Annotated in this window: 16 protein-coding genes and 2 tRNA genes; 5 read left to right on the top strand and 13 right to left on the bottom strand. The window is 68.4% G+C overall.

Annotated elements, in window-relative coordinates; genetic code table 11:
- Together AB0J52_RS02295 and AB0J52_RS02290 are read left to right on the top strand one after the other, a co-directional pair.
- Nucleotides 1-991, top strand: a 991-nt coding sequence (locus tag AB0J52_RS02295) for a C40 family peptidase (RefSeq protein WP_500179734.1), incomplete at its 5' end; no start/stop codon positions are given.
- Between the two features lie 130 nt (nucleotides 992-1,121).
- Entirely contained in the window at nucleotides 1,122-1,337 is a 216-nt protein-coding gene (locus tag AB0J52_RS02290) for a helix-turn-helix transcriptional regulator (protein ID WP_500179735.1), read from the top strand.
- Here the strand turns inward: AB0J52_RS02290 and AB0J52_RS02285 are convergent.
- Nucleotides 1,334-1,777, bottom strand: coding sequence for a hypothetical protein (locus AB0J52_RS02285; RefSeq protein WP_500179733.1), 444 nt, complete (start codon nucleotides 1,775-1,777; stop codon nucleotides 1,334-1,336). The genes AB0J52_RS02290 and AB0J52_RS02285 overlap by 4 nt on opposite strands.
- Nucleotides 1,778-1,880: 103 nt before the next feature.
- Here AB0J52_RS02285 and AB0J52_RS02280 point away from each other — a divergent pair, with 103 nt between their 5' ends.
- Nucleotides 1,881-3,527, top strand: coding sequence for a tyrosine-type recombinase/integrase (locus AB0J52_RS02280; RefSeq protein ID WP_500179732.1), 1,647 nt, complete (start codon nucleotides 1,881-1,883; stop codon nucleotides 3,525-3,527).
- A 1,111-nt stretch (nucleotides 3,528-4,638) separates the two neighbouring features.
- On the opposite strand, the gene AB0J52_RS02275 is transcribed toward AB0J52_RS02280, so the two are convergent.
- Both AB0J52_RS02275 and AB0J52_RS02270 read right to left on the bottom strand, forming a co-directional pair.
- A tRNA-Ser gene (locus tag AB0J52_RS02275) sits at nucleotides 4,639-4,728 on the bottom strand.
- A 93-nt stretch (nucleotides 4,729-4,821) separates the two neighbouring features.
- A complete protein-coding gene (locus tag AB0J52_RS02270; RefSeq protein WP_500179731.1) occupies nucleotides 4,822-5,250 on the bottom strand; it encodes a hypothetical protein in 429 nt (142 codons plus the stop codon).
- A 252-nt stretch (nucleotides 5,251-5,502) separates the two neighbouring features.
- Here AB0J52_RS02270 and AB0J52_RS02265 point away from each other — a divergent pair.
- Nucleotides 5,503-5,575, top strand: a tRNA-Arg gene (locus AB0J52_RS02265).
- A 69-nt stretch (nucleotides 5,576-5,644) separates the two neighbouring features.
- Here AB0J52_RS02265 and AB0J52_RS02260 read toward each other — a convergent pair.
- From AB0J52_RS02260 to AB0J52_RS02215, 10 genes are all read right to left on the bottom strand, one after another.
- The gene (locus AB0J52_RS02260; RefSeq protein ID WP_500179730.1) at nucleotides 5,645-6,916 is read right to left on the bottom strand and encodes a tyrosine-type recombinase/integrase; all 1,272 of its coding nucleotides are present in this window, start codon (nucleotides 6,914-6,916) and stop codon (nucleotides 5,645-5,647) included.
- Complete coding sequence (locus AB0J52_RS02255; protein WP_500179729.1) at nucleotides 6,916-7,101, bottom strand: helix-turn-helix domain-containing protein; 186 nt, start codon at nucleotides 7,099-7,101, stop codon at nucleotides 6,916-6,918. The genes AB0J52_RS02260 and AB0J52_RS02255 overlap by 1 nt, the downstream gene beginning before the upstream one ends.
- Nucleotides 7,098-8,504, bottom strand: coding sequence for a replication initiator (locus AB0J52_RS02250; protein ID WP_500179728.1), 1,407 nt, complete (start codon nucleotides 8,502-8,504; stop codon nucleotides 7,098-7,100). Before AB0J52_RS02250 ends, AB0J52_RS02255 begins: the two co-directional genes overlap by 4 nt.
- An 82-nt stretch (nucleotides 8,505-8,586) precedes the next feature.
- A complete protein-coding gene (locus tag AB0J52_RS02245; RefSeq protein ID WP_500179727.1) occupies nucleotides 8,587-8,742 on the bottom strand; it encodes a hypothetical protein in 156 nt (51 codons plus the stop codon).
- A gap of 33 nt (nucleotides 8,743-8,775) precedes the next feature.
- Nucleotides 8,776-9,075, bottom strand: a complete 300-nt coding sequence (locus tag AB0J52_RS02240; RefSeq protein WP_500179726.1) for a hypothetical protein — start codon at nucleotides 9,073-9,075, stop codon at nucleotides 8,776-8,778.
- Nucleotides 9,075-9,410 carry a hypothetical protein gene (locus AB0J52_RS02235; RefSeq protein WP_500179725.1) on the bottom strand — a complete coding sequence of 112 codons (336 nt, stop codon included), beginning with the start codon at nucleotides 9,408-9,410 and terminating at the stop codon, nucleotides 9,075-9,077. Before AB0J52_RS02235 ends, AB0J52_RS02240 begins: the two co-directional genes overlap by 1 nt.
- 16 nt (nucleotides 9,411-9,426) lie before the next feature.
- The gene (locus tag AB0J52_RS02230; RefSeq protein WP_500179724.1) at nucleotides 9,427-10,077 is read right to left on the bottom strand and encodes a DUF2637 domain-containing protein; all 651 of its coding nucleotides are present in this window, start codon (nucleotides 10,075-10,077) and stop codon (nucleotides 9,427-9,429) included.
- Between the two features lie 38 nt (nucleotides 10,078-10,115).
- Nucleotides 10,116-10,361, bottom strand: coding sequence for a hypothetical protein (locus tag AB0J52_RS02225; RefSeq protein ID WP_500179723.1), 246 nt, complete (start codon nucleotides 10,359-10,361; stop codon nucleotides 10,116-10,118).
- Nucleotides 10,362-10,449: 88 nt separating this feature from the next.
- Nucleotides 10,450-11,811: an FtsK/SpoIIIE domain-containing protein gene (locus AB0J52_RS02220; RefSeq protein ID WP_500179722.1), complete on the bottom strand. Its 1,362-nt coding sequence runs from the start codon at nucleotides 11,809-11,811 to the stop codon at nucleotides 10,450-10,452.
- A 17-nt stretch (nucleotides 11,812-11,828) separates the two neighbouring features.
- The gene (locus AB0J52_RS02215) at nucleotides 11,829-12,179 is read right to left on the bottom strand and encodes an SCO3933 family regulatory protein (protein WP_500179721.1); all 351 of its coding nucleotides are present in this window, start codon (nucleotides 12,177-12,179) and stop codon (nucleotides 11,829-11,831) included.
- A 136-nt stretch (nucleotides 12,180-12,315) separates the two neighbouring features.
- On the opposite strand from AB0J52_RS02215, the gene AB0J52_RS02210 reads away from it, so the two are divergent.
- Entirely contained in the window at nucleotides 12,316-12,699 is a 384-nt protein-coding gene (locus AB0J52_RS02210; RefSeq protein WP_500179720.1) for a GntR family transcriptional regulator, read from the top strand.
- The last annotated feature ends 70 nt before the right edge of the window (nucleotides 12,700-12,769 follow it).

Genomic DNA, 12,769 nt, shown 5'->3' with positions numbered 1-12,769 from the left:
CACCCACCGCCCTGGCGCGGCGGCCCCAATGCTGAAGGCCGCAGCCGCAGCCGGAGCCGCTTCGCTGACGCTGCTGCTCCTCCTGGTGCCCAGCGCATCGTCCAGCAGCCCAGGCCGGGACGTCGCGGGCGCGCCCACTGCGCAGGCCCGCCACGACATCCCGCCCGACTACCTGCGCTGGTACATGGACGCGGCCCAGACCTGCCCCGGCCTGTCCTGGGCGATCCTGGCCGCCATCGGCAAAACCGAATCCGACCACGGCCGCTCACCCGAACCCGGCGTCCGCTCGGGTGAGAACTACGCCGGAGCCGGCGGCCCGATGCAGTTCCTCGCCGCCACCTTCGCCGCCTACGCCACCGACGGCGACGACGACGGACGCACCGACCGCTACAACCCCGCCGACGCCATCCACACCGCCGCGCGCTACCTCTGCGCCAACGGCGCAGGCAAAGGCGGCACCCATCTCCGCGCGGCCATCTACGCCTACAACCACAGCGACGCCTACGTCACAGGCGTCCTCGCACTCGCCGCCAAGTACGCCGTCCCCACCGCGACGACCCGTGGCCAGGCAGCCGTCCGCGCCGCCCTCCGCTGGCTCGGCACTCCCTACTCGTGGGGCGGCGGTAACGCCTCCGGCCCCACCCGCGGTATCGCCCAAGGCGCCAACACCGTCGGCTTCGACTGCTCCGGACTCACCCAGTACGCCTGGGCTCGCGCTGGCATCCACCTCGCCCGCATCGCCGCCGACCAGTACCGCGCCGGACCCCACATCCCTCGCGACCAACTCGCCCCCGGCGACCTGCTCTTCTTCGCCCACAACCCCACCAACCCCGGGACGATCCACCACGTCGCCCTCTACCTCGGCAACGGCCGCATGATCCACGCCCCACAAACCGGCGACGTCGTCCGCACCACCACCTTCACCGGAAACCCCTACCGCGAACGCGAATACGTCGGAGCCACCCGCCCAGGCGCAGCCACCTCAGCCTGACCAGAGGCGAAAGCCCTGGACGCCTCACGCATCAAACGTCCTGCCCTCGAGGAAGACGCCGACGGCACCTGCAGCACCCGCTTGGTACTTCACCTGACGACAACCGCACCAGGAGGACCTCGTGACCACCATGAAGTTGAGCGATCTCGCCGAACTTCCCACCGTCGTAAGCCTCACCACAGCCGGCCGAGCCCTAGGACTTTCGCGCAGCTATGCATACGAACTCGCCCGGAGAGGAACGTTTCCGTGCCGAATACTCCGTATCGGAGGCTGTTACCGAGTCCCCACCGCCGAGCTGCTCGTGACCCTCGGAGCGGAAGGCTCTAACTGGAGCGCCGTCCGCTAGGTGCCTCGCCTGGGGCGGGCCTGCGCATGATGGTGCGTGCGGTGGGCATCGAGGGCGCCTCGACGCGGCACGCGGTGGGCCCGTCCCCAGGTGAGAGCAGCCTTACCATCTGGCGAGAGTTCAAGCCTCGGGTTGAAGTAACCGAACGTGTAGCGGTTTACTTGCGGTGAGTGAGCGAGATCCAAGTAGACGGTGGCGACGGGCTCCAAGAGCGCCCAGTGGAACGACTTGTCCGGCTGTCGATACAGCTCGAAGACGGCGTATCCCAACTCGGTGACCTCGAACCCATACCCCGTGCACGCGCCGCAGAGTCCCTCGCCACTCTGGCCCGCCAGGTTGTCGGTGCGTTGGCTGCGGTTCGCCGAGAGGCGTTTCGGGAAGCCCGCGACACCGGATTGACCCTTACGCAGATCGCTGACGAACTCGGCATCAGCGTCCAAGCGGTGTCGTACGCGCTCAAGAGCCGCCCCAACGACTGAACCAGCTCGCTGGGTGCCGCTTTGGCCTCGCAGCGCTGGACGGAAGGCTTCAGGGGGAGGGCCCGTGAGGGGCACCACGTTCAAGAAGTGCGGCTGCCGTAATCCTGAGACCGGCAGGAAGTACAGCCAGGGCAAGTGTCCTCGAATCACTCAGAGCAATCACGGAGCCTGGTGGGCGCGTTTCGACGCGCCTGCGGGGGCGGGGGAGAAACGAAGGCAGCCGATCCTTGGTCCGTACAAAACGAAGAAAGAAGCTCAGGCAGCACTCTCCACGGAGATGAGTCAAGCGGAGAACCTTGGGTTCGTTGAGGACCGGAGACTCCGGTTCGACACGTACCTGGAAGAGGTCTGGCTGCCGGCCAAGAAGGACAGTCTGTCGAAGACGACCTATGAGGATTACCTGGAGATCGTCCGTCTCTACCTGGTCCCTGGGCTCGGCCACCTCAAGCTCGTCGACGTGAAGGACCGGCCTGTCCTCGATCTGTATGAAGCCGTCCTACAGATCAACAGGTCACTGCCTGAGGGAGAGGCGCCGAGTGAGCTTCTTCGTCGACTGCTGAGGGTTCGAGCCCTGTCGGCGCGACGCGCTGAGCGCGGTGGAGCGGCGAGACGCAAGCAGACGAAGCCTCTCTCGCGAGCACGGGTGATGAAGATCCATGCGGTGCTCCAGTCCGCGATGAACTGGGCGGTCAGATCGAAGCGGCTCACTCAGAACCCGATCGCGCACGTAGAGCCCCCGCGGATCAAGGGACGACGCCCCAAACCGCTGGTCTGGACCGCTGAACGCGTGGAGCGGTGGCAGGAGACCGGCAAGGTGCCCGGCGCGGTCATGGTCTGGACAGCTGCCCAAACGGGAGCGTTCCTCGATTTCGCCGCGGACGAGCGTCTGTACGCCCTCTTCCACCTGGTGGTCTTCCGGGGGCTCCGGCGTGCCGAGGTGGCGGGGCAGTCCTGGGCCGACAGTGACCTGCACGGAGCAGGGACCCTGACCATCCGGGAAACCTTCAAGGGCGACGGCGAGGAGGGGGAGGACGAATACGACGACACCAAGTCGAAGGCGGGTGACCGCACCGTCGCCTTGGATGAGACGACCATCTCCGTCCTGCTCGACTGGCGCGCGCAGCAGGCCCGAGAAAAGGAGGCGGCTGGACCTCAAATCTGGGCCGACTCCGGCCGGATGTTCACGAAGGAGGACGGAAGTCCTCTCCGCCCCGAGTGGCTTCACAGTCGATTCGGAGCCCTGATCGACAAGTACGCCACCGTTCGGCGCCGGCATGACGAGGAAGGGTGGAGCGTCGAGAGAATCGCGCGCCGTCACCGCCTCAGCGAACGGGCCGTCCGTGTGGCGATCGAGGGTGGACCCCTACCCCCGATTCGGTTCCACGATCTTCGGCATGGCGCGGCCACACTGGCGTTGCTGGGCAACGTCAACATGAAGGTGATCAGCGAGACGCTCGGTCACGCCCGTCACTCGTTCACCGCGGACACATACACCTCGGTCCTTCCTGAGGTGTCCCGGGCCGCAGCAGAGGCCGTCGCGGCCGTCGTTCCGCGCCGTTCCACCCAGCCCGACGAGGCAAGGACGACACAGGCCCAAGCCGGTGAGCCCGAGTCCTGCGACCAGGTCATCGACCTGAACGTGATCTCCCTCGCAGATCGGCGACAGCAGAGGAAGCCGGTAAAACTGGCACTGCCAGGAACTCTTGATTGAGCTCGCCCAGCTCAGTTTTCGCCACCGCCGCCGCAAGACCGCCCTGCGAGAGCCAGTGCCATGAGGTGGACGTCGACGTCGACCGACGAACCGCCAGGCCGCAATGAAGGCCGGCCCATAGGGGCCGGTGCCACACGATGGGGACCAGCATGGTCGTCGGCGCCTACACGCCGCAATGAGGACCTGCCCGTGGGGGCCGACGCCGCTCGGGGGCGACGTAGACGCCTCCGGACAGGTGGAGCGTGCCGCAATGAGGACCGGCCCGTGGGAGCCGGTGTCGCCATCACGGCGAGGATGAGCCGCCAGTGGTCCCGGACGCCGCAATGAGGACCGGCCCGTGGAGGCCGGTGCCACGGTATATGGCCAGGAAACATCACACTCAGTGAATACGAGGAGCGCAGCGGGCCGTCCGTTTCATCCCACTCTGGAGTTGTCTGGGCTTCGGAGCCTCCCAGGGATTCTATGAGAGCTCTAGGTTCCAAGCAGGAACCGAGTCAGCGCACGCGCCTGGCGCCGACTGGTGCTGGTGAGGTCCTACTAACCAGATGTGACCAAGGGGCCGATCAGGTCGATGGGATGGAGAACCATCTGTGGAACGCGGGTGGTCTGCTGATTCTCGAGCCTCCGTGACCAGCCGATTCGCTGCCCGTCGCGCGCCGTAGAGAAAACCCCGGAGTCCGCGGTACGTCTGACATTCGCACAATGAGCCTTGCCCGCCGGGCGCTCACCCGGCCAGACGTGGCTTGAGGGCAGGCACAAGTAGGCGAGGCGTGCGTGACGGCCTGTTTGGAGTTCTCGGCCAGCCCCGTCGGAGATCGGCTATCGACGGGTGGGCAGCAAGCAGGCGTCGAGGCTTGTTGTACCCGCACGCTAGTGAACTCTGGCTCGCGCCCCTGGTGGCGCGAGCCGTGACGGCGCCCGGAGGGGGAGGGGTGAACACGCTGAGTAGCGATCTTGGATGATCTCAAGCGGGTCCTGAAGCGGGAAGCGAGGCGGCCAGGCGCCATCCTGTGCACACCCTGTGCACTCCAGTCCCATCAAACCGGACATCTAGGAACGCGACAGGGGCTCCGCTGAGGATCTTGCTCTCGGCGAAGCCCCTGGTCAGAGGCGGAGGATCGGGGATTTGAACCCCGGATGGGCGGTAAACCCAAACCGCATTAGCAGTGCGGCGCCATAGACCGGACTAGGCGAATCCTCCATGTGAGCCCGTTGGGCTCAGCACAGGCTACCGGTCGGCGGGCCAACCGGCAAAGCCGATGACGAGGATAGCCTCTCCCGGTCGTGCGCGGGCTCAGCCGGAGTAGCCGCAGGCCCTGCCGAGGTCGGCGGCGTCCTGGATGAAGTTGCGGCTCCCGCTCATGTCCGGAGTGCCGGTCCTGCCCGCGCCGATGTTGCCCAGGACGGTCGCCAGGGACTCCAGGTCGCCGGCGACCTTGTCCGAGGACGACTGGACGTCGCCGCCCGCCTTGGCCCCCTCGCTCCGGATCTTGCTCGCGGTGTCCCGGTAGAGCTGGGCGTTCGCGGCCGAGCTGGACCGGAGGTTGTTGACGTCCGGCGAGGTGATCTTGGACTTGATCGAAGCCAGCTCCGACTGGATGCTGTCGCACGCGGCCTTCTTGTTCCCGCCGGTGACCGAGTCGAGCGGCCCGCAGGCGGCGGAAGCGAGCAGGGCGCCGCCCAGGGCGACGGTCCCGATCAGGCGGGTGGCGGACATGCGCATCTGAATGAGTCTCCTTGTTCGGGGGGAGCGGAAGTATCGGGCGACAGCGGACCATCCACCGGCTTCCAGCTCAGTCCCCCTTTGGCGCACATCCGCCCCATCCGGTTCCCCCGAGATCCCGGCACGAGCACGTCCCCAGGTGCCCTACACTGGTCATGTCGCACGGACGGAAACCCACCGCCCAAGCACCTCGGTGCAGAGCTGGTAGACTTCCGGACGGCAACAACGCGGCAGGTCAGCGACCTGAAGCGAGCACCCGTAGCTCAACGGATAGAGCATCTGACTACGGATCAGAAGGTTAGGGGTTCGAATCCCTTCGGGTGCGCACAGGTGAGAAGGCACTTCCGATCTTCGGAAGTGCCTTCTTTGCTAACGGGCTTGCTAACAGCGCCCCCTACTCCATTCCTTCGCCGATCCGCCGAGCGAAGATGTCCGCCGCCTCAGCGAGCTGTTCGTTGATCACGTGCGCGTAGACACGGAGCGTGATGGACGGGTCCGCGTGCCCGAGCCGAGCCGCGACGACGTGCACCGCCACGCCGGCCAGCAGAAGCGTCGTCGCGTGGACGTGCCGGAGGTCGTGAAGCCGGACACGGGGCAGCGGCTCGGCGGGAGGCTCCCCCTCGCTCGGCTGGTTGTAGGACTTGATCAGCGTCGCCATCAGGGACGAGACCGTGTCGGGGTGGATCGGCTCGCCCCACCCCGTGGCGAAGACGTACCGGTCGGCGGGGGCCGCGGCTCCCTTCCAGTCCTTGCCGACCAGGAGCCGGTCAGCGTCCTGCCGCGCCCGGTGTGCCTTGAGTACCTTCACCGTTCCGGGGGCGATGCTGACCACGCGAGACCGGCCGCTCTTGGTCGTCCCTTCGATGCGCTTCCCCGCGACGAATGAGGCCGAGCCTTTGATGTGAATCTGGCTGCCGGTGAAGTCGACGTCCCGCCATCGCAGATTGAGCAGTTCCCCGCGCCGGGCGCCGGTGTAGGCGGCGAGGTGGAAGAACGCGGAAAGGCGGTGAGCCGATGCGTGGTCGAGGAAGGTCCGAAGCTGGTCCGGCGTCCAGATCTGCCCCAGTTCTCCGGGGCGGGACTTCGGTCGCTTCGCGCGCTCGACGGGATTGGACGGAATGAGCTGCTCCACCTCTACGGCGTCCCGGAACGCCTTTCGAAGTATGGCGTGGACGTAGGCGACGGTGCGCGGAGACAGGCCGGTTCCGGAACGTCCTCCCTCGGTGATCAGGTCCCGGTAGAGCTTGGTGATCTGCGCGGGACGGACGGCCTGGAGCTTGGCACCGCCGATGCGCGGCTTGACGTGGCGGTCGAGCAGGTGCCGGTAGTCCGAGAGCGTCTTGGGCTTGATCGTGACCGCGTGGTTCTCCAACCACTCATCGAGGTAGTCGGCCACGATGATCAGGTTCCGGTCGATGTACTCGCCGCGGCGAGCTCTGACGCGTGCTTCGTCGCGAGCCTCCTTGGCAGCTTCTTCGTTGGGGAAGCCGCCGACCCACCTGGGCTTGGAGATGCCGGTCTCGGGGTCCTTGACGCGGATGACGTAGGACCAGGTGTTGCCCCGCTTCATGACGCCGTCGCGGAGCTTGGGCGTGTTCTTGGCGGCCTTCCGCTGCTTCTTCGGGCGGTCCGGTTCGTCGGGGGTGGCGAGGGCGGTTTTGGTCATCAGGCAGCCTCCTTCTGGGACATGAGGGCGTTGATGTAGGTGGTCAGGGCGTCGTAGGGGACGCGGCGGGATCCATCGATGCGGACTGAGCGGAGTGCGCCGGAGGCGATCAGCTCGTAGAGCTTGCTGCGGGATATCGAGAGCGCCCGGGCGGCTTCCGGGACGGTGAGCAGGAGTGGGGTCATGCGCTACTCCCTTGTTCGGCGGTGAGGTGTGGAAGCGGACGGCCGGTGAGCGCGGCCGTGAGCAGGGATTCGCCGGGGGAGAGACCGCGTCCGGCGAAGGACCAGTGCGCAAGAACGAGCACCTGGTCTTCGTCGGTGATGGGGAGGCGGCCGGTCGTAAATTCGTGTCGTTGCTCGTTGTGGGTGACGCGGGCCTGGCGGAGTGCGCCGAGGGTGGTGGAGTAGCGGCGGCTTTTGGTGGAGAAGTGGCCGCGGAAGCCGAGCATGTGAGCCCACTCGGTCAGGCGGAGGGCGGCCATCTCGTTGAGGGAGCCGAGGCGAAGGCATTCGGCAATCAGGCGGCGGGCGTGCGGGGTGACCGGGAGGGCGTTGAGGTTGTCGGCTGGGCCGATGCGGCGGTCAAGGGTGCCGAGGCATTCGGCGGCTTTGGTGGCGTACTTGGCGATGTAGCCGGCCACGGCCTGGTCGGTGAGGTCTCCGCTTGTGGTGATCGGGCGGACGTCGAGTTGGGTGCCCCAGGCGAGGCGGCGGGATAGGACACCGGGGGCGTCGGGTGTGGTGACCGAGACGGCTGGAACAGCGTGGGCGACGGCGTTGGCCAGGGCGTCATAGGTGGCCCAGGGCGGGGGCGGTGAGGTCGGACCGTCCGGGCCGTCGAGGCGGATGACGGCGTGGAAGTGGACGATGCCCCGGCGCTGGTACTCGGCGACCTTGGCGAACGAGAGGGTTGCGGCGGCGTTCAGTTCGGCGAGGGTGAGGCCCGCGCCCTTGGCGACCCGGCGGCGGAGCGCGAGGGTGAAGCGTCGCCACAGTTCCGGGGCGAGGGCGTTGAACAGGACCGAGCCGGTGTAGTCGTAGCAGTCGGGGCACAGCGGTTCGCCGAGTCGAGCGTCGTGGGCGTTGTGCCGGGCGGTGCAGGACGCGGGACGGCCGTGGGAGCAGGTTCCGGCGTTGCGGCGGGGGTGGCAGGGCTGGACTTGGCCGTTCTTCTCGCGGCGAGTGTGGACTGTGTCGAAGGACGGGGCGGTGAGGGTGACGAACGCGGCGGGGTGCGATGTCACCGAGTCGGGGACGCCCTTTCCGCCGACCAGGCCCGCGCGGATGAGTTGGTAGGTGTCGGCCCGGTAGGTCTCGGCGCAGGCGGGGCAGCGGGAGGCGCGGCGGGTTTTGCAGGCGACGCGGAGGACGCCGCCGGGTTCGTGGGCGGTGGTGTAGCGGTGGAGCTGTTCGCCGGTCAGCGGGTCGCGGTGTTCGACGTGGCCGCGCAGGTGGATCGGTTGGGCGCATCCGTTGAGGCGTCGGAGGCGTGCGGCGAGACGCGGGTAGTCGGGTCGGTCGAGGAAGGCGGCGAGGGAGGACGCGGCGAGCGGGGTGACGAGCGGTGCGGCGGGTGAGTTTGGCATGGTCGGCGGTCCTCCTGTCTGTGTTGGGTGCCGGGGCCGTGCGCGGCCGGCCCCGGCGTCGGGCGTCGTGTGGCGAGGTGGGTCAGAAGGCGGTGGCGAAGCGGGCCAGGCCCTCGGCGATGTGGCCGAGGAGGGCGAAGATGCCCTTGGTGGTGTGGGCGGCGATGGCGGGGTTGTTGACCATGAAGAGGATGAGGACGATCCAGAAGGCGGCGAATCCGAGGCGGCGGAAGAACATGGGCCGTGGTCCTTTCCGGACGGGCGGGACGGTCTAGAGGAAGCCCGCGCCGAGGCAGGCGGGGCAGGTGTTGCCGTCGCTGGTCAGGCCGCCGGAGCCGCAGTCAGCGCAGCGGTAGCGGACGGGCGGCGGGATCAGCGGGCGCGGGAGCCGGATGGCGCGGCGGGTGGCGACCTCGAAGAGCGTGATTTCTTCCGAGCCGCATGAGTTGCAGGACGTTCCGTCCAGGTCCGACGGCAGGTCCGGCCAGTCGGAGACGCGGGAGTGTCCGCAGGCCCGGCAGCGGTACCAGAACATCGGCGCCGGTTCCGCAGGCGGCGGGATGGCGAGCATCAGGCGGCCCGTCCGGTCCTGGAGGAGCGGCGGCACTTCTCGGGGATGAACACCGCCCTGTAGGAGACCGGCCCGAAGTGCTTGGTCGCGGTGTAGTGGCCGCGTTCGGTCGTCTCGTCCTCCGGGATGACGTCGAGGAGGGCGGCGATCCGGTCGATCTCGGCGCGCTGGCAGAACTCGCAGTTTTCCGAGTTGGTGAAGACGATCAGGTCACGACTCGCGTGCGGAACCGGGACGCCGGGGTTCTCCTCCAGGAAGGTCGCCAGGGCGCGCAGACCCATGACGAACTTGAGGCGGTCGAAGAGCTCGAACGGGCGGATGAGGTCGGTCATCATGCGTTCTCCCTTGGGCTCAGGCGGCGGCCAGGTGGCCGAGCAGGTCGCGGGCGAGTTGGTCGGAGACGCCCAGGCGGGCGCGTAGGGCTTCGGCGGTGATCGGGTGCCCGTGGCGGGCGTGGTGTTCGTCGGCGACACGGCGGGCGAAGGCGACCAGCGGCGCGGGCGGTGAGGTGGGCCCGTCCGGTGGCGGAGCGGGCTCAGGACGAGTCGGAGCAGTGATCTCCGGGTGGGCTGGAGCGAGAGCGTCCGGCACGGCGTCCGGGTTGCCGAAGGACGGCGGGACGATCAGGGCGTCGGCATCCGGGCCGTTCGCCGTCTGGGACATCGCGCTGCGGCGTTCGAGCATCGAGACGGCGACCAGGAACGCACCGGCCGGAGTGGCGGCGACGATCCAGCCCCAGGCCGAGAGTTCGGCCTGTGCGAGGTTGGCGGCGAGTGAGAGCAGGATGCCGCCGACCAGGACGAGCGCGGGCCAAGAGACCGTGGCTTCGGAGCGTCGGCCGGTTCGCCGGTCTCGCTGGCGTTCGCGGGCCGCCATGACGCACGTCAGGTCGATGCAGACCGCGACGGCCCAGGCCATCGGGCCGTGCTGTCCATGCTGGTCGGCGGTGTCGCGGATGTGGGTGAACGAGCCCGCCGCCGCGATGACGGCCAGGACCAGCACCGGCCCGGAATCCGCAAGCGCCGCGCGGGGACGTCCCATCAGGCGGCCCGCCCAGCGCCGACGACCTCGGCGAGCAGAGCGACCAACTCGGCGTCGCAGGTGTGGACGTCGGCCCAGTCGTCCGCGTCGGCCAGGCCGAGGGCGGTGAAGGCGTCGGCGCACCGCGAGCAGCGTGCGACGTAGAGCCGCCGGGCGGGGTCCCAACCGACCGTGACCGGCGAGACGGGAACGGCGACAGGCGCAGGACGCGGACGGCGCGGGAACGGGATGACGCGTGCGTTCACGGCGGATGCCTCCAAGGCGGTTCAGGCATGGATCGGGTAGGGACCTGGCGTGATCAGGGCTCACGCCGAGCCGAGAGCAGGTGGCGGGCTATGCGGCCATGGGCCAGGCCGGAGCGGACGCAGGTGGGGCCGATGAGCCGATCAGGTCGCCCCAGGCCGGAGCGAGGTGGGCGTACTCGCGGGCGGCGGCTTCGGCGTCTTCCTCGCTGACGTAGACCGAGCGCGCCCGGTACCAGGAGCCGTCCGAACCGGCGACGATGCAGACGCCGGGAGTCTCGGCGGGGATGGCGCGGGCCGCGTCCAGGGCGGCCGGGTCCATGTCGCCGAGGGTCATGTTCGCCGTCTCGGGATCGTTGAGGCGGTGGCAGATGCGGCCGGAGAGCTGGGCACGGAGCGCAGTAACGCCGGGCCCCAGGTCGGAGCCGATGCGCTGACCGCAGATCACCAGGTAGACCGCGAACGCCCGGCCGAGCTGGGCGACGCGCAGCAGTGCGGTCCCGGTCTTGGCGATCTCGTCCTTCTCGCTCTTGTCGGCCATCAGGAACAGTTCGGCGACCTCGTCCACCAGGACGACGATGGGGACCGGCCGCAGTTCCTCCGGCAGCTTCCAGACGTTGCGCGCTCCGTGGGCCCGGCAGAGCGCCATCCGGTCTTCCAGTTCGCCCACCAGGTCTTCCAGCAGGACGACCGACTCACGACGCGTCGTGGCCAGCGCCGACAGCCGCGGAGCGTAGGGCGTGAGCTCCACGCCGCCCTTGAGGTCGAACCCGACCAGCGCGACCGGCTGAGGGGCAAGCCCCTTGATCATCGCGTTTATGAGCGTGGACTTGCCTGACTGCGTCGCCCCGGCGTTCAGGTGGTGCGGCATGGTCCGGAAGTCCATGACCCAGTCGTCGCCGTTCTCCAGCTTCCCCGGACGAACCTTGAGCAGTTCGCCCGTCTCCGGCGACACCACGACCTCGGTCAGCGGGTCACGCATGGTCGCCCACAGCGTCACCCGCCCAGGCCGGACGTCCACGACCCGAACCGAGTGGACGCGCCAGGCGTGCGCGATCCCCTCGGCGGCCTTCTCGTAGTCCGCGGGAACCTGACCGTCCGCGAGCCGGACACGCACCCGCCAGCCGAGTCGAGTAGGCCGCAGCAGCCCGATACGCGGCGCCTTCTCGACATCGACCCGCCGCATCCGACGCCTGTACCGGACGACCGTCGCCGCGCTCTTGGCGGCCTGCCCGACGACCGGAAGCGCGTCGAGGGTGAGCCGCCACCGCCGCCGGCCTCTGGTGAGCGAGCAGCCGGACGCGACGTGATGCCACGTCAGGTAGGCCAGCACCGCGCGGCCGGGGAACTGGACGACGTACCACCACGACACGGGGTGGAACTTGCGCCAGGCCCAGAGCCCGGCCGCCACCGCAGCAGCGGCCAGGCCCACCAGGGCGAGGACGTTCACCATCTCGGGACGGTCCTTTCTCAGGCCGCGTCGGGAACGGCGGCGACGGTGGGTGCGACGGCGTGGAGCTGCTTGGCGCGGTAGGCGATCCCCCACCGCTGCCGACCGCCGGTGTTCTGCTCCCAGGCCATCCCGATCAGGCCGACAGGCTGGACGACCTGCCCGATCGACAGGTCCGGGTCGTGGGAGACGGACACGTTGATCAGCTCGACGCGGCCCATCGCGTCGGCGGCGGACAGGCCGACCGTGAAGACGGTGTTGCCCTCCTTGTCGACCTTGATCTCTCCCGTCTCCTGCGAGACGAGCTTGGGACGGGGCGGCGAGACGCAGACGAACGTCAAGGCCGTGGTGTCGACGGGGATGTTCCGCATGTGGTGACCTCCTGTGATCGAGTGACTACGTAGACAACATAGTCGTCTTAGCCGACCAAGCTGTCAAGGACTTCCTTGTTCACTTGGTCGACGAGCTGTGCTGAACTGGGAGGCGAGCCCCAACGGAAGGCGGACGATGGTCAGGAAGACCGGGCGGCCTGGATACCTCCAGATCGCCGATGACCTGCGGAAACAGATCAGCGACGGGACCTTGGCCCCCGGCGACGCGCTCCCCTCGATCGCCGAGCTGGTGAGGCGGTACGAGTCGTCCACCGGCGTGGTGAAGTCCGCGATCGGCGTGCTCCGCACCGAGGGCCGGGTGATCGGCCAGCAGGGCAAGGGCGTGTTCGTCCGCGACGCCAGCGAGGCCGACACTCCCGACGAGCTGAACGCCGAAGGCCCGCTCATGAAGCAGCTTTCGGAGGTTCTGACGGCCGTCCGGGACCTCGGCGAGCGTGTCGGCCGACTCGAAGCGGCGGTGTATCCAGCGCCGCCGCGATCTGATCAACCCGACAAATGATCTCGTCCAGCTCTTCTAGGATCAGTTCCAGACGTTCTTCCGGAGTCTGACCCCGTCCGCCGTTCGTCGT

The sequence above is a fragment of the Spirillospora sp. NPDC049652 genome (assembly GCF_040675125.1).
In the GTDB taxonomy this organism is placed as follows: domain Bacteria; phylum Actinomycetota; class Actinomycetes; order Streptosporangiales; family Streptosporangiaceae; genus Spirillospora.
The sequence above is the reverse complement of the archived record's forward strand: the minus strand, read 5'-3'. Positions and strand labels throughout refer to the sequence as shown.